Raw genomic sequence first — 16,081 nt, 5'->3', positions numbered from 1 at the left:
TGAGGAGGAAATTATGAAAAAAATAGCCATTTCAATTCTGCTTACGGCTGCTCTCTTAACGGCATGCGCTAAATCAGGAGGTTCGATGGACCATAGTGCTATGACGAAAGAGGCAGGTTCCACGCAAGCAGAGAATGTCCAAGCGCAGTTTAAGCTTTCTAGTGACAAGACAATGCCGAAGCAAGATACTATGATTACGATAAAAATTCAGGATAAAGACGGCAAATCAATTGAAAAATTTGATACCGTGCATGAGAAACAGATGCACTTTATCATTGTCAGCAAAGACTTATCTTTCTTTAATCACATTCACCCGGATTATAAAGGAAAAGGTGAATTTACCGTTACCACGCAATTTCCGACTGCAGGCGAGTTCAAGGTGATCGCCGATATCACGCCAACGGGTATGGGAGCAATGAGCAAGAGCCAATGGGTGACAGTTCAAGGTGACCTTCCTGCTCAAAAACCAATTGAACCTGATGCTTCATTAACTAAAGTGGTGGACGGTAAGGAAGTAACACTTTCAATTGATCACCTTATGGCGGGCATGGAACTGAACTTGAACTTCAATATCAAAGACGCTCAGACGAAGAAGCCAGTAACGGATCTGCAGCCTTACTTAGGAGCAGTTGGACACGTTGTGATCTTAACGCAAGATGCAGAGAATTACCTGCACGTGCATCCGACAGATGAGAAAGCGTCGGGACCGGATGCCAAATTTATGACGACATTCCCGCACAGCGGTGTATATAAGATTTGGGGACAATTCCAGCAAAACGGTAAAGTATTTACGGTACCTTTTGTTGTGAAAGTACCTTAATGATTGGAGAAGGAGCTAAGCGGCTTGATATGCTTAGCTCCTTTTTATCTAATGAACCGGATGATGCTTATATACCGAAAAATAGCTGCTTTGGCGATTTAATGAACTGAGTTGGCGCTATCCAGCATTTTATAGGCGGAATGGTAATCATTTGCTTGATATAACGCATCTGGAAATCGTTAGATTTTCAGAATGAGCGATTTTGATCGAATAAGGGTTATTGAGTTCGTAAAGGGGCAATCGGAGAACAGCATGATGAATGGCAGCCTCTCATCAGCGGTGGAGGATTTTTGATGGTTCGTTAGCTCACGACGCGCGGCGGTGTTTACTCTCCTGATGATGTTTGATCAGGTTCGAGAATCTGCTAAGCCTGCCGCAGCCCCAATCTACGGACCATTAATACCGATCACATCATTTCTTTTCAGGTAGCGCCCCTCTACATACATTGGAATGGAGATGGCGGTTCCATTCTCTTTACGGACAGCGTGCATGTGTAAATGAGGCTCAAAAGAGTTTCCAGAGTTTCCAACCCTAGCCAATTCCTGTCCTTCTTCCACGGTGTCCCCGCTTCTCACAACAATGCTTCCGGGCTTCAAATGCATTAAATAAACATAAACACCTTGACGCTCGATGACAACTAGATTTCCTAAGTGGTCCTTATCTGGACTTTTATAAGGCTGGTCTATTAAGTCGTCCACTACTTTTACGACTTTACCACGCAGTGGACTATAAACAATTTCATTGTATATCTCAAACTCATTTAATGGATGAGAAGAACCAAATAACCTCTTTGTCGCCCCGAGTTTGTTTAGCTTGACAATATCGATAGCGTGCTTTTGAAACAAATCCGTGTAATGGTAGTTGATAGCTTCGTTCTTGCCTCCATGCAAGATATAATACGTGCCGGTGGACTTGAATGGTAGCGCCAAGCTTATTCCACGCTCATTTTCAGGAGCTTTAAGTATATTTAAGAAATAGCTTGTTATTATCAGTTGAAGTATCGAAATGATTATAAGTAACACCCTTGGCAACCACATGCTTTTTTTGTGTAATGTAGGTTCTCTTTTCACTTCAAATATACAGCTTAGAAAAATGGATATTCCTAGAATAATTAGGTACATGTTTTTAAGGTAGACACTATATTCTCCCCATGCAGCGGTTATATATAGCCAAGTAAAGTAGCTGACAGAGAAAGTAACATATAATAGCCAATTCAAAATGGACCTAAAAGGATAGTATACTAGTAAAAGTATAAGGAAAGGGATAACGAACATTTTTATCATCTGTATCAAATCCATTCATACCAGAAAATTATTTCTAACGCTCAATTCATCGCAGCATCCTCGTGACCAAAACATCACTCTGTTAATTTGCATTTGAAGCAAGCTTCTCGATGACCTTATTTCTAAACTCGTCATCCCGCATCATCGTCGCCAGAAAGTCATCGAACTTGTTTCTCAACCATAAGTTCTCTGTTCCCGTTGAATCGTTAAGGAAGGCCGCAATTTCTAACGTTTCACCGTTTTTCTTGCATCCATACATGGCCGAAGTAACAACAAATAGTGTAGTCCCACCTTTGAACCCGATCCTAGTATATTGGGATTTTGCGGAGGGTTGTTTTCCTACCAAACGATCCAAAATTTTTTGAACGTCGGGGGGGAAATAGGTGGCGCTATTGATTTTATTCATTAAAGAAGCATATTCTTTCGTTGTTCCGCTGGGCAATCGCTCGGACTCCAGCTTTTGAATGCTTCTTTTGAAGCCCTCTTTTCTGTTCAATGTTTTGATCGTGGCTGAATCAGACTCATTTTTTAGAATGTTATGCAGTATATAAGCATAGGATATATATTCCTCTTGACTCATTTCAAGCATACGCTTGATTAATCGTTTACCCTGCAACCCTTCTTTATCATGTACATACATCGATACAAGCATGGCCGAAGAAATCGGGAATATGGAGGTATGGTTCAACATCCCCAGTTCTGACAAGCTTGCATTAATTCTATCTCCTCCAAGCAGCTCAAATATATATTCCGTACAAGCATTCGAACTGAACTGAATCATTCCTCTTGCGATTTCGTCCAGGGTCAATTCATTGTCGGCTTCAAGATAATCCTTCAAATCGTATTTCCAGCTTGAATGAGCTCCTCCATCCGTGCCAGGAATATAGTATCTCTCAACATCATTGAGGCTGACTAGCGTTTCAGGATCAATGAGCCCATGAGCTGCTTGGTTGGCATACTCCACTGCAAGAATTAATTTAACAGTACTGGCTAGTGGCATGACTTTGTCTGAATTATATTCAAGAACAGGTTGGTCGTTATGCAAAATGTATAATGAGCTATAGACTCTATTTTTCGCAAAATAGGTCAGTACATGCTGTGCGGTTTTTTTATTATCCGAATATTGCAGAATAGCTGCTAATGCAAAAAAGGCGATGATAAGCAGACACACGGCAAGAACTGTCCAAATGACAACAGGCAATATTGATCCCTCCAGTAACAACAATTTATTTGTTAACCTGCTCTCGCATACACATATCTGTACAGTGATTCGGCGAAACGATAACTCTTCTTTTCGCAATAAAATCATAACAAGCCTGCCCGATCCCGAAATACTTCGATGCTATTAAAAAAGGCAACAACGGCCAATACATTATAATTCGCTTCGCTAACTGAATAATCGAATCAATCCCATCTACAACGACAGAACTTTTTAATTTCTTGCTGTGCATGCGAGCTTCGAGTCTAGTAATATCTAAAGAATAAGAAGTAATAGTTTCGGGTTCTCTAAACGAGACAAATTGAACCAAATTAAACATATCCATCTTCTCGCAATTCGTCTTCACTTGCTGACACATGGAACACCAACCGTCGTAAAAAACTACAATTTTATGCTCGTATAAATATTGATGACCTAATCTGGAAGTCCTCTTCATCAGTTTATCTTTCATCAAAAAGTACTTATTAGTCATGCACGTATATAACTTTCGATAGTCTGCATCGGTAAATAACAAGGCCTCCATCGAGATCATAGTGATCGAGAACGTAATGAGCCCCATTCCAATGCCAATACCTAGATGAAACATCATAATAGCCAGAACAATGACGATCTTCGAAAATTTATTAAACAATAAAAAGGGAAACGAGATTTTTATAATGATGCTTAAATACGTAGCGATGATGGACAAATATACGAAATGGTCGGAAAAGCTTGTTAATACCGGTCTGGAAAAAGCTTTCACTTGGGATATGTAGTAAATCGCTGTTCCATTATTCCACATGCTTCCAATGATCTGATAGAACCCGGAAGTAAAATACACAATGCATAGCTGGATAATACACATCATGATTGAAAAATTGTGAAGTATGCTTACAAATTTATTAGCAGCTTTTTTACGATTGGCATCAACCGAAAAATATTCCGTACAATTAGCAAATAACAGGTAAAAGAGAGCAACACACATTAAATTATCGCCCCCGTCACCGATATACATCGTTCTTTTATATAAGGAATAATAAAAGATAAAATTGAGGATTGAAAAAATCTTTCCCCGATAACCTATCGTATATAAAAAAGCAAACGCAATTCCTAAATGAAAAATGATATCAAAATAAAATAAATTATCACTTAAATTATATAAGGAATATGTAGAATCTTTAATCTCATTGTCAATAATATTAAAACCGACACCGCTCCATAGAAAGTACCTCTGAGTGTAGTGTATTAAATAATAATACAAAATGAGAGCACCAAATATAAATCTTAAAATACTTGCACCAATTAAAAATCTATCCTTAATAAAGAAACGAATGATACGGTCTATACTAGTAGTCATGAAACCTCCCCGTTTAAAATAATTTAATGACTTCTTCATCTACTTTTTTCCAATCAAGAACGACGTCGTCTATGATCTTCGGGTCAAAATTGGCTTCATTTCGTTTTGAAAATGGAATGGTATCATAGATCATGACTCGAACACGTATTGCTTCAACTGATTCATTAGGATAAACTGCTTTGACATAAGAGGAGGCATATCTGTAAAGTTCCTCTTCTCCCCTCTTTTTCTTGGTTTTCTCTTCATTTTTTATTATTTTTACGATCTCATCTTGACTAGTCTGATCTGTATCCTTATTTTTTTCGATAGCTTTCATATACTCCACAACGTATTCATCCTGATGCTGTCCATAGTAATCCGTTACCATACCTTCGATAATCCTAACGATTCTATTGTATGGAGTGAATGGATCTTCGTTGTTTTTATTGATTATGGGCGTTGTTAGATCAATCCATTGATCTTCTTTATTGTCAACTCCATTCGCCTTTTTTACTTGCAGAAAGACATAGGAGTTTCTTTTTATAGGTTCAGGAGCAAACAAATGCCAATTTTGAACAAAAAAAATAGAGGTGTATTTGATTAAAAAAGGTCGGTTAGCCATAGAAATAGGATTACTTGGTCCAACGGAGAGTAAAATTATTAAAAAATGAAATACGACAAATAGGCTTAAAACAATGATTAATGAAAATACACTCATCTTCCTCATACCTGATCTCCCTCTTTTTAAGAAGGAGCGTACCGTAGTTAGTACACTCCTTCTTGGCAATCATTATTTACTTATCAAAGATAATATCTGTACCTTCCTGAACCAACTTATCGTTTGTTGCACCGAATGCATCCGACAAATTGCCTAGTACCTCTGGTGCATAGTGTTTAGCGGCTTCGGTTCCGTAAACATATGCTTTTTGTGCAGCGTTTCCTACTGCTTTTGCAGCTTGAGCTACTGCTTTCACTGCACTTGCCAGTGCCAAAGGTTGAACTTCTTGATCATTAATGGAAGTGCTTGGTGGAGCAATTGTCACTTCATTTGTCGGCAATTGGCTGGTTGATTCTGATGCATAAGCACTAGTTCCCATAACAGCCAGAGACAGTAAACCAATAATTAGTATTTTTTTCATATTATCACCTCCTAAAATATAATTATCATTCTATGAGAAATAATAATTTAAGTCAACAAATTTTTCCATTAATAGACACACATCCCAATATTGGTTTTACAGGATGAGATAATTGGTCAGCCTAACAGCGATAAATTAAGCGAAGCTTACGCCTTATTAAACATTTTGGTAAAATAGAGATATGGACTCGAATCTCTTAAAACAAATCCTTCCGATCAATATCAGTATTTAGAGTAAGTGTTGCTAATGAGGTGCAAAAATTTAATGAATGTGACGAACCTACAATTGGTTTCAAAGTTTTAGTGTGTGAAGGATGCGATGACATACGGAAAGTATGCTTTTGATGTAAAAATTGTTTATGTATATTTACTTTAATTGATAACCAAAGGGGGGAGTTGCCCATGCATCAACCGCTGCAAATCAGGAGCTTTATCGGAACACATGACAAAGATTGGGAGGATCTGTCCTTCTTTCGTCACGATAGCTTGGAGATTACGGTTATTATGGAAGGACGCGGCTTGTTTCGTTATAAGGACCAGCAATTTGACGTGGACACGGGACAAGTGGTACTTATTCCCTCCGACTTCCCTCATTCCTTCCATGCGGTAACCGCTATTCGTTTCGGGGTGGTGCTGATGGATGGGCTGCCCAAGGGAACAAGGTCTTGGTTTGACAAGCTGATCACGGGTAACGTTCCGCGAATCATTTCGTTATCGCGTTTGGACCGGGAACAGTACGAGCTTCTCTTTCGCCAGTGGCTGCGGATTTACTCCGCCCCGTTGAAAGAACGTGAAGAGAACTATTTGACGTGGATTCAAGTATTGTCGCTATTTATTTATGAGCATTCGCAGCCAGAACAGCAAGCGCTTTCCATCACGCATGCCGCTGATTACATTAGGCAAAACCTGCAAAGAGGCATACAGATTTCCGACCTGGCTCAAATAGCAGGGCTTTCGGAGGAAGGATTTCGCAAACAATTCCATAAGGTGTACGGCATGACGCCCAAACGGTACCAGCAGATGTCTAAGCTGACTGAAGCCAAATGGCTGCTAAGCTCGTCGGACAAAGACATGCAGTCCATTTCAGAACTTATTGGTTTCTCAGGCCTGCATGCTTTTTCCGGGTGGTTTAAAAAACTCGAGGGACAATCCCCGACGGAGTGGAAAAAATTACAACGCATGTATCATCACTAATTCGTATTAAGCGTGTTTTTGAGTAAATTCTGTTTGTTTTTGGCTAACGACTTTCAGGTTCCCTTCCATTATGATTTAAGCATGCAGTTACTCATAATAAGCGAAGGGGAAATGAAACATGAATGTGCAAATCGGACAACGATCTTTGGAAATGGGAGGGCCTTACCTGACTGAACTAAGGAGCTCCAACGATATTATGAATGATACGGAAGCGTTAAGGGAACGGCTTGCGGAAGACGGATATTTGCTAATTCGCGGTTTACACGATAGAAATCAAGTGCTTTCAGCGAGAACGGAATTTCTGCAAAGCATGCAGGAGATGGGACGGCTTGACCCTGCTGCCCCGCTGGAGGAAGGTATAATCGGCGGAGAAAATAAGGGCGCAATGTGGGGGAAGAGCGCTGACGAACTGAAGGATTCGTTTCCACAGTTTCTTAACGTAGTAAACAGCTCCAAGGTTATGGATTTCTTCGAACGGCTGTTATTGGGGCCAGCCCTGACCTACGATTATAAATGGCCACGGGCCGTCGGTCATGGCGGAAATACGGGAGCACATTATGATATCGTTTACATGGGAAGAGGGACCAAAAATGTATATACGATGTGGACGCCATTTGGGGACACCTCGCTTGAATTGGGAACGTTAGCTTTATGTCTTGGTTCGCAGCATTTTGACAAAATTAAGCAAACCTATGGAGAGATGGACGTAGACCGTGATAACGTGGCAACCGGCTGGTTTTCCGAAGATCCGGTCGAAATCGTCGATACCTTCGGCGGCCAATGGGCGACTACAACCTTCGAGGCTGGAGATGCGATTATTTTCGGTATGTATATGATGCACGCTTCATTAAACAATACGACTAACCGCTACCGACTTAGCGCGGATACTCGTTATCAGCTTGCGGTGGAACCTACGGACGAAAGATGGATGGGCAGCAAGCCCAAAGGGCATTACGCTTGGGGCAAAACGCCGCCAAAAACAGTTGATCAAGCACGCAAAGAATGGGGCGTCTAACAAACCGGAGGAATGTGAATATGCAATTTAAAATGTTCAAAGCATTATGGGGGATGGAGGGATCTTTGGAGGAACAGTTCGAGCGTATACACCAAGCCGGTTATAAAGGGATCGAAGCATCCTTGCCGGCGCCCGAACATGCCAATAGATTCCGGGAATTACTGGACGAGTACCAGTTGGATTATATTGCGATGGTGTTCTCGTCTAAGGATAACCATGCGGGATCTTTTGAGCGAAGTGTGGAGCAAGCGGCCGGGTTCAATCCGATCCTGATCAACTCGCACAGCGCGAAGGATTCGATGCCTTGGAGAGAGCAAATCGATTTCTTTACAAATGCAATAGCCGTCGAGCAGCGGATCAGCATTCCGATTGGACACGAGACACATCGGGGTCGCGCCATGTTTACCCCTTGGGGGACGGCTGACTTGTTAAAGGAACTGCCCGATTTGCGCGTGACGGCAGATTTCAGTCATTGGTGCTGTGTGTGCGAATCCCTCCTTGAGGATCAAGCTGCGAATCTTAGCATTGTCATGGAAAGGGTCATTCATATCCACGGCCGCATCGGTTATGCGCAAGGGCCACAGGTGCCTCACCCGGCTGCCCCGGAAAATGGGCTTGAGCTTCAAGCACATGAGGGGTGGTGGCGGCAAATTGCCGAGCAGCATGGTGCTAAAGGCCGGGCCGGTATCACTTTTACACCGGAATTCGGCCCGCCGGGCTATATGCATACGCTGCCTTTTACCAACCAGCCAGTTGCTGATCTGTGGGATGTTTGTCTGTGGATGGCGAACCATATGAGCAAGAGACAGGAAGAATGGTTCTCAATTTGATGGTTTAGCAATGAATTCACTGGGGGCATAACGCTCCATATCGAGAAATCGCTCGATATGGAGCTTTTTTGTTAGCTCGGATAAGGTATGTGTTGCTAAGCTAGGTTTTTGTTGCAAGAAGTACTCTAAGTCAATATATATTTATTGTTTTACGATAAATATGTATTGACTTAGAGTATTTAAGGGATTATTATAAAGGTGCGAAGGGCGTATTTATATAGCTTTTCCTAGTCGGAAGTTATCATACTTAATAAAGGAGTGTATACGATGAAAAAGAAATATCTATTAGCATCTTCACCCATGGTTTTAGGGGTCATTTGTATGATTAGTTACTTTATGATCGGTTCAAAAGCAGAACCGGATGGTACGTTGGTTGAACATTTCTTCCTGGTTCCATTAAGTTATCTTCTTGTTTTTAGCAGTATCCTTATTTTTTTAGCTATGGCTATAAGGTCAATCTTGAAAAGAAAAAAATAAAAGTTATTTAGGAGGAATGAAAATTGGATGGTATCGTAGTCAAATTAGAAAACGTCCATAAAAAGATAGGAAATCATGAAATTATTCGTGGTCTTTCTTTTGCAGTTAGAGAAGGTGAGATTTATGGCTTTCTAGGACCGAATGGGAGTGGTAAAACGACAACTATTCGAATGATGACAGGTCTTATTCATATGACAAAAGGTGATATTACCGTGTGCGGTCATAGTATTCGTACAGCGCGTGAAAAAGCGTTGGAGCAAATCGGAGCCATTGTTGAAAATCCTGAGTTATATGAGTATATGACAGGCATGCAGAATTTAAAGCATTTTGCCAATATGGCTGTTACGTCTATTAGTAAAGAGCGTATTGCAGAGATTGTAAAGCTTGTAGATTTAGAACAGGCCATTCATAAAAAAGTAAAAACATATTCACTTGGAATGAAGCAACGCCTTGGTATTGCGCAGGCTTTATTGCATAAACCGAAGATATTAATTTTAGATGAACCAACGAATGGATTAGATCCAGCGGGTATTCGGCAAATACGTAATTATTTACAGCGTTTAGCGAAAGAAGAAAATATTGCGGTAATCGTATCAAGTCATTTATTAAGTGAGATTGAACTTATGTGTGACCGTGTTGTTATTATTAAGGATGGACAATTCATACAGGAGTACAACTTACATGAAAAAGCAAAAAGTGAAGATACCATTCAAGTGGCTTTTGAAGTTGATGGTGTAGAAAAAGCAAGTACCATCATAAAAGGCAGCATAAAAGATGGCACTATTCTTACATTCATCACAAAAGAAGAAATTCCACAGCTTGTTGAGCAATTGGTCAATGCTAATGTGCGTGTTTATGGCATAACGGTTCAAAATAAAACATTGGAAGATGAATTCTTAATGATTACGGGTGAGGAGAGTCGTCATGCTTAGATTGATTCAAAATGAATTTTTAAAATTACATGCTAAAAAAAGTATGTACGTCTTTATTGGTGTGTTAGTTTTGTTAGAGCTTGCAGCAGCATTTGCCATTAAACCATGGATGCCATTAGCAGAAAAATTTACAGGTTTTTTATCATTCTCAAATACTGTGTTTGTGCCTATTGTACTGCTTACGACAATCTTTGGGATTGCAATAGCGTCTCGTGTAGTTAGTGAGGAGTTTCAAACCGGAACCATTAAACAGTTACTTATTCGACCTAGAAAACGCATTACTATCTTACTTTCCAAATATTTTACAGTGGTATTTGTATTGATTTTTGTGTGCAGTATAGCCTTGCTGCTTTCGATGGCAATTGGGATTGTACTCTTTGGTAGGGGGAAAGAGGAGTTAACATTTGTTATGTTGCTAAAAATAGTATGTTATCAAATATTACCAATGCTATTTTATCCAACCGTTTCATTTTTTCTTGCAAACTTTTTCAGAAAATCAGTTTTACCATTAATTATTGCCCTATTTATTTTCTTCTTAGAAGGCGTAATTGTGAAATTCTTGCCAATGATGTTTAAAAAATACTTGATATTTTCTCATTTAGATTTAGCCATGTATGACAGTAATATACTTATTAATGGGGGAGCTATGCCACCGTCTCTCGATTTCAACTTTACAGCTTCATTATTATTTGTAAGTTTACACTTTGTAGTATTACTGATTGTATCTAGCACTTTATTCCAAAAACGTGATGTCCTATAGTATATAGGTGCTAAGGGAGGGAGGTTTTTTTATGAGACAGAAAGAATTATCAGCGTGGTTAAAATTGATCATTATTATTTGCGGATTATTTGGTCTGTTGTTTTGCTTGTATATTGGTCCTGAAACTGGAAGAGGAATTTTACTGGATTCAGGAAATAGGCAGGAGTTATATCACCCCTTTGTTGCTTTCATTTGGATTACAGGCATTCCATTTTTTACTTCTTTAGTGTTAGGATGGCGGATATGTTCGTGTATTGGATCTGATCAAGCCTTTACCTTTACAAATGCAGATAGATTGAAAATAGTAAGCATATTATCAATGATTGAAGGTATTTTGTACGTTGGTGCACTCCTATATCTTTTGATAGTCGGGAGTTATCACATGAACATTGTAGTTATTCTTTTACTGATTCTATTCTTCTCTGTCGTTATTTCTGTATTTACTTCCATGCTTTCTCATTTAGTTAGAAATGCTAGTGAAATAAGCCAGGATAACGATCTAACGATTTGAGGTGTAATATAATGTCTATTATAGTAAATTTGGATGTCATGCTGGCCAAAAGAAAAATGAGTGTGACAGAATTATCCGAGAAATTAGGGATTACAATGGCCAATGTATCTATATTAAAAAACGGAAAAGTAAGAGCTATTAAATTTTCAACGTTAGAAAAGATATGTGAAGTTCTGGAATGTCAACCAGGTGACATTTTAGTATTTCAAAAAAATTAAAGCAAAGCGACTGCTTTTTGTATTTAATCGTAAAATTTTGGTGGATTATCGAAAAATATTGAAATACTCGTTTAATTTAAGATGGTACATTTGAATGAGACAGCGGTACGCTGCTCAGGTGGGAGTTGGATTTGTGCCGAGTACGGATCATCCGGAGATAAATAAAATACTTGAATACGTGAACAACAACTATGACAAGGAACTTACGCTCAGGGGGATGGCTAAGTACGTTAACATGTGCGAGCAAGTAGGTTTTGTTCATCTGAATTATTTCCTGAAGCAGTTCAAGAAAAGGACAGGTGCAACCCCATCGGAATTCCGCGTAAGTAAAAAGACAGAACGGATAAACAGCTAGAGTGGGAGGAGGCAGAACCGAAGTATATCAACTTTACCACAAGACATGACTCATTCAGTTGACTTGTATACAAGTATACATGTATAATCAAAATAAAAAACATGCTAAACAACTTGAAAGCAGCATGAAGACGAGAGAAGGTTAGCGTATGGCGTTGCAAGAATTATCAACCAACAGAAAAACTTTGGGGATTAAAGCCTATCAAGCTATTCGTGATGAGATCATCAGTTTGCAAATTAAACCAGGTGAAATGATTTATGAAAACGGTATCTCTGCACAGTTAGGTGTAAGTCGTACGCCTGTTCGTGAAGCATTTAATATGCTGCTTAAAGATGAGTTGATTGAAATTCTTCCGCAAAAAGGAGCACAAGTTGCACTAATTTCGCAGCAGAAAGTTGCTGAAGCTCAGTATGTACGAGAATGTTTAGAGGTAAGTACGTTCAAAATAGTGGCAAGCATGTGGAATAGTAAGGAAGCCAAGTTTCGAGAACTAGAAGATGAAATCAATAACATCATTAATCAACAAGAGCAGGCTGTCGCTGAGCAAAATTATGTTTCTTTTGTTGCTTTGGATGGGCAATTTCATGAAAAAATTCTTAGTGTGATAGAGAATCGCACTGTTCTTGTTGTTATGAATCAGATGAGAGCTCACTTGAATCGCATGAGGTATTTGGAATTACTGGAAGCCCGTCATGAACAAATCGGTATAGATCAGCATAAGGAGATTTTTGCAGCAATCAGAGCAAACGATCCATCTAAGACGGAAATATTGTTAGCTTGGCATTTGCGAATTCTTGATGATGTGAGACCTGATATCATTAAAAAGTATTCCCATTTTTTTAAAGAGAGCTGACAAATTTTTTTATAATAACTTGTATACAAGTATTCAAGGGTGAAGTAATATACAAACTTCGTTTTATGGGGGCTAACTTAGATGAAAAGTATCCGATGTTCACAACCGAATAAATTAGAAATGGTTCAAGCCAATAAGCCTATGCGGCGGTCGGGAGAGGTCTTGATTCAAATTAAAGCGATTGGTGTTTGCGGGACGGATTACCATGCATACAGAGGCAAACAACCTTTCTTTACGTATCCGAGAGTACTTGGGCATGAGATTGCAGCGGAAATTGTAGAGATTGATCCAAACCCATCTGACATGAAACCAGGAGATTCAGTTACGATAATTCCTTATCTACATTGTGGAACATGCATCGCTTGCCGGAATGGCAAATCCAATGCTTGTGCAAATTTACAGGTTATCGGTGTGCATAAGGACGGTGGAATGAGTGAATTTCTAGCCGTTCCGCTCGACAAAATTGTAAAGACAGCGAACATGACCTTGCAGCAGACGGTGATCATTGAACCAATGGCTATTGGCGCTCATGCGATAAGACGGGCTAATTTGAAACAGAATGAGTTTGTTCTTGTTATTGGTGCTGGCCCCATAGGAATGGCGGTAATGAAGTTTGCTAAATTGGCAGGCGCCAAAGTCATTGCGATGGATTTCAATCAGGAACGATTGGATTTCAGTAAACGGTGGGCGAATATCGACTATGTGATCAATGCTACAACTGATGCTATGGAAGATCTTATTCGCTGGACGGATGGTGATATGGTTCCAACAGTCATTGATGCAACTGGCAGCGCAAAATCTATGGAAAATTCGTTTAAGTATGCCTCACACGGAGGGAGAGTCGTTTTAGTCAGTTTGATTCAAGGAGAAATTAGCATTCATTATCCAGAGTTTCATAGAAAAGAATTGTCCTTACATGGAAGCCGAGCAGCTACGAAAGAAGATTTTGAGTATGTGATTACATGCATGGAAAATGAATGGATTGATGCAGAGTCATTTATCTCTCATCGTGCACACTTTGACGATGCTATAGATGCCTTTCAACACTGGTTGAATCCCGAAAGCTGCGTTATCAAAGCGATTATAGAATTGTAAAAGGGGAATTATTATGAAAATTGATTATGTAATTACCACTGCATACCGAGTGCCGCCAAGCGTAGTATGGGAAGATGCGACGAACCGTGTAGATGCACTGGAATTCATCGTTGTTGAGATCCATACGGATACTGGATTAGTGGGTACAGGTTTAAGTTATACGGTAGATATTGGTGGTACGGCAATCAAGACGCTGATTGAAGATTATCTCGTTAATTTGATTGTTGGCATGAATCCGCTTCACTACGAAGCAATTTGGCAAAAATTGCAACGTCAATCCAGACGGCTTGGATTAGGCGTAAACACGATGGGAATAGCTGCGATTGATATCGCGGTGTGGGATTTAATGGGAAAATACTACAAACAGCCGCTGTATAAATTACTTGGCGGGGCAAGAGAAAGCATTCCTTCTTACATAAGTGAAATTAATTTAAGCAGCGAAGATACGGTACAAGATTTGTCGGATCGCATTGAGAGCTACATCGATATGGGGTATCAAACGATTAAAATTAAAATAGGAAAGGAAGATTTGGAAGAGGATATTGAACGAATCAGGAAAGTTCAAGAATGTCTAGGGCCTCATGGCAAGGTCTTGGTTGACTTGAACCAGAAGTGGAACGCTGCCGAAGCTTTGACGAAAGCTGCGAAGCTGGATCATTTGAATCTTGGATGGATCGAAGAACCGATGCTGTATCATGACATTCAAGGCCATAGGCGGTTGAAGAATGCGATACGTACGCCGATTGCACTCGGTGAAAGTTTATACAGCAAATATCAATTCCTTGAGTATTTGAAAGCGGATGCCGTAGATATTGTACAAGCGGATGTGGCATTCGTAGGCGGCATTACGGAATGGCACAAAATTGCACATCTTGCTGGTGCATTCGGCAAACTTGTTGCCCCGCATTTTATGATGGAGTTATCCCTTCACTTACTATGTGGAGTATCCAATAGCTATATGTTAGAGAATGTAGTAGGAGGATCTTTAACAGAATTAGGAATATTGGAAACGCCAATTCAGATAACGAATGGGATAGGAATTCCTTCGGATGTACCAGGGCACGGCATTATATTTAACAAAGAAGCACTATCTGTTTATCACCTGGATTCAGCAGTCGTCCGGCAAGTATTTGCAGGCGGTAGTAAATAATCGTGCATAAAGAGGGGATAGAAATGAAGTCAACACATGATCATCTTATGGGCAGGACAGCAGTAATTAGTGGTGGAAGCGGCGTATTATGCCAAGCAATGGCCAAAGAACTGGCGTCATATGGAGTGAACATCGTCATATTGAATCGGACGGAAGAGAACGGTCGCAAGGTGGCCGAGGACATTGAACGGATGGGCGGTAAAGCGATAGCTTTGGCGTGCGACGTGGTCAATTTGGAAAGTGTCAAGAGAGCAGAACAGCAAGTTCAGGATACATTTGGATTTTGTGACATTCTCATTAATGGAGCAGGCGGCGGGCATCCCCAAGGCAACACCACGAATGAAACACTACAATTGGCGGATTTGGCTAATAGCGAGATTTCAACATTATTTGATATAACGGAAGACGGATTTCGTCATGTACTTGATCTTAATTTAATGGGGACATGGATCCCTACGCAAATTTTTAGCAAGCATATGATTAATCGGCAAGGAGCTGTCATTATTAATATTTCTTCGATGGCAGCGCCACGTCCAGCAACCAAAGTTCCGGCATACAGCGCATCCAAAGCAGCTGTCGATAATTTAACGAAGTGGTTGGCCGTTTATTTAGCGGAAGTAGGGATCCGAGTTAACGCCATCGCGCCTGGTTTTTTCCTGACTGACCAAAATCGAAGAATGCTCCTCCACGAGGACGGTTCCCTTACCGAGCGTTCCCAAAAAATTATTGCGCACACGCCCATGGGAAGATTCGGGAAGCCGGAGGATCTCATAGGTACGCTAATGTGGCTAGTAAATGAAAAGACGTTCGGGTTTGTAAGCGGTATCACGGTGCCGGTAGATGGAGGATTTATGGCGTACTCGGGTGTGTAAACCAAACGTGTAATGTGGAGACACCTAATCTTGCGTTTGTATTG

The 16,081-nt window shown here is 40.2% G+C and carries 19 protein-coding genes; 14 read left to right on the top strand and 5 right to left on the bottom strand.

Annotated features, from left to right (window positions below; translation table 11 throughout):
* Positions 1-13: 13 nt before the first annotated feature.
* Positions 14-820, top strand: a complete 807-nt coding sequence (locus IEY34_RS06680) for a DUF8832 domain-containing protein (RefSeq protein ID WP_189009420.1) — start codon at positions 14-16, stop codon at positions 818-820.
* Positions 821-1,206: 386 nt separating this feature from the next.
* Here the strand turns inward: IEY34_RS06680 and IEY34_RS06675 are convergent, their stop codons facing one another.
* The 5 genes from IEY34_RS06675 to IEY34_RS06655 all read right to left on the bottom strand — a co-directional run bounded on the left by IEY34_RS06675 (position 1,207) and on the right by IEY34_RS06655 (position 5,776).
* On the bottom strand, positions 1,207-1,842 hold the full coding sequence (locus tag IEY34_RS06675; RefSeq protein WP_189009417.1) for a M23 family metallopeptidase: 636 nt from the start codon (positions 1,840-1,842) through the stop codon (positions 1,207-1,209).
* 343 nt (positions 1,843-2,185) lie between these two features.
* Positions 2,186-3,412 (bottom strand): serine hydrolase, encoded by a 1,227-nt coding sequence (locus IEY34_RS06670; protein ID WP_189009414.1) that lies wholly within the window; start codon positions 3,410-3,412, stop codon positions 2,186-2,188.
* Positions 3,330-4,286: a DCC1-like thiol-disulfide oxidoreductase family protein gene (locus IEY34_RS06665; protein WP_373291165.1), complete on the bottom strand. Its 957-nt coding sequence runs from the start codon at positions 4,284-4,286 to the stop codon at positions 3,330-3,332. Before IEY34_RS06665 ends, IEY34_RS06670 begins: the two co-directional genes overlap by 83 nt.
* Before the next feature lie 385 nt (positions 4,287-4,671).
* Positions 4,672-5,364, bottom strand: coding sequence for a DUF5819 family protein (locus IEY34_RS06660; RefSeq protein WP_189009408.1), 693 nt, complete (start codon positions 5,362-5,364; stop codon positions 4,672-4,674).
* A 67-nt stretch (positions 5,365-5,431) separates the two neighbouring features.
* Positions 5,432-5,776 carry a hypothetical protein gene (locus tag IEY34_RS06655; protein WP_189009405.1) on the bottom strand — a complete coding sequence of 115 codons (345 nt, stop codon included), beginning with the start codon at positions 5,774-5,776 and terminating at the stop codon, positions 5,432-5,434.
* Positions 5,777-6,177: 401 nt separating this feature from the next.
* On the opposite strand from IEY34_RS06655, the gene IEY34_RS06650 reads away from it, so the two are divergent.
* The 13 genes from IEY34_RS06650 to IEY34_RS06590 all read left to right on the top strand — a co-directional run bounded on the left by IEY34_RS06650 (position 6,178) and on the right by IEY34_RS06590 (position 16,037).
* A complete protein-coding gene (locus IEY34_RS06650) occupies positions 6,178-6,969 on the top strand; it encodes a helix-turn-helix domain-containing protein (RefSeq protein WP_189009402.1) in 792 nt (263 codons plus the stop codon).
* A gap of 118 nt (positions 6,970-7,087) precedes the next feature.
* Entirely contained in the window at positions 7,088-7,984 is an 897-nt protein-coding gene (locus tag IEY34_RS06645) for a phytanoyl-CoA dioxygenase family protein (protein WP_189009399.1), read from the top strand.
* Positions 7,985-8,004: 20 nt separating this feature from the next.
* Positions 8,005-8,814: a sugar phosphate isomerase/epimerase family protein gene (locus IEY34_RS06640; protein WP_189009397.1), complete on the top strand. Its 810-nt coding sequence runs from the start codon at positions 8,005-8,007 to the stop codon at positions 8,812-8,814.
* A gap of 267 nt (positions 8,815-9,081) precedes the next feature.
* The gene (locus IEY34_RS06635; protein ID WP_189009394.1) at positions 9,082-9,291 is read left to right on the top strand and encodes a DUF3955 domain-containing protein; all 210 of its coding nucleotides are present in this window, start codon (positions 9,082-9,084) and stop codon (positions 9,289-9,291) included.
* A 23-nt stretch (positions 9,292-9,314) separates the two neighbouring features.
* The gene (locus IEY34_RS06630) at positions 9,315-10,223 is read left to right on the top strand and encodes an ABC transporter ATP-binding protein (RefSeq protein WP_189009391.1); all 909 of its coding nucleotides are present in this window, start codon (positions 9,315-9,317) and stop codon (positions 10,221-10,223) included.
* Complete coding sequence (locus tag IEY34_RS06625) at positions 10,216-10,983, top strand: ABC transporter permease (protein ID WP_189009388.1); 768 nt, start codon at positions 10,216-10,218, stop codon at positions 10,981-10,983. The genes IEY34_RS06630 and IEY34_RS06625 overlap by 8 nt, the downstream gene beginning before the upstream one ends.
* Positions 10,984-11,014: 31 nt before the next feature.
* Positions 11,015-11,494, top strand: coding sequence for a DUF2975 domain-containing protein (locus IEY34_RS06620; protein WP_189009385.1), 480 nt, complete (start codon positions 11,015-11,017; stop codon positions 11,492-11,494).
* Positions 11,495-11,505: 11 nt separating this feature from the next.
* Positions 11,506-11,712 carry a helix-turn-helix domain-containing protein gene (locus tag IEY34_RS06615; protein WP_189009382.1) on the top strand — a complete coding sequence of 69 codons (207 nt, stop codon included), beginning with the start codon at positions 11,506-11,508 and terminating at the stop codon, positions 11,710-11,712.
* Between the two features lie 94 nt (positions 11,713-11,806).
* On the top strand, positions 11,807-12,067 hold the full coding sequence (locus IEY34_RS06610; RefSeq protein WP_189009379.1) for an AraC family transcriptional regulator: 261 nt from the start codon (positions 11,807-11,809) through the stop codon (positions 12,065-12,067).
* Between the two features lie 148 nt (positions 12,068-12,215).
* A complete protein-coding gene (locus IEY34_RS06605) occupies positions 12,216-12,920 on the top strand; it encodes a GntR family transcriptional regulator (protein WP_189009377.1) in 705 nt (234 codons plus the stop codon).
* Between the two features lie 81 nt (positions 12,921-13,001).
* Positions 13,002-14,015 carry a zinc-binding alcohol dehydrogenase family protein gene (locus IEY34_RS06600; RefSeq protein WP_189009374.1) on the top strand — a complete coding sequence of 338 codons (1,014 nt, stop codon included), beginning with the start codon at positions 13,002-13,004 and terminating at the stop codon, positions 14,013-14,015.
* 13 nt (positions 14,016-14,028) lie between these two features.
* Complete coding sequence (locus IEY34_RS06595) at positions 14,029-15,165, top strand: mandelate racemase/muconate lactonizing enzyme family protein (RefSeq protein ID WP_189009372.1); 1,137 nt, start codon at positions 14,029-14,031, stop codon at positions 15,163-15,165.
* A gap of 23 nt (positions 15,166-15,188) precedes the next feature.
* Positions 15,189-16,037, top strand: coding sequence for an SDR family oxidoreductase (locus IEY34_RS06590; protein ID WP_189009369.1), 849 nt, complete (start codon positions 15,189-15,191; stop codon positions 16,035-16,037).
* Positions 16,038-16,081: the final 44 nt, after the last annotated feature.

The sequence above is a fragment of the Paenibacillus marchantiophytorum genome (assembly GCF_014640555.1).
In the GTDB taxonomy this organism is placed as follows: Bacteria; Bacillota; Bacilli; order Paenibacillales; family NBRC-103111; genus Paenibacillus_E; species Paenibacillus_E marchantiophytorum.
Note: the sequence above shows the minus strand (reverse complement) of the source record. Positions and strands in the feature narration are given on the sequence as shown.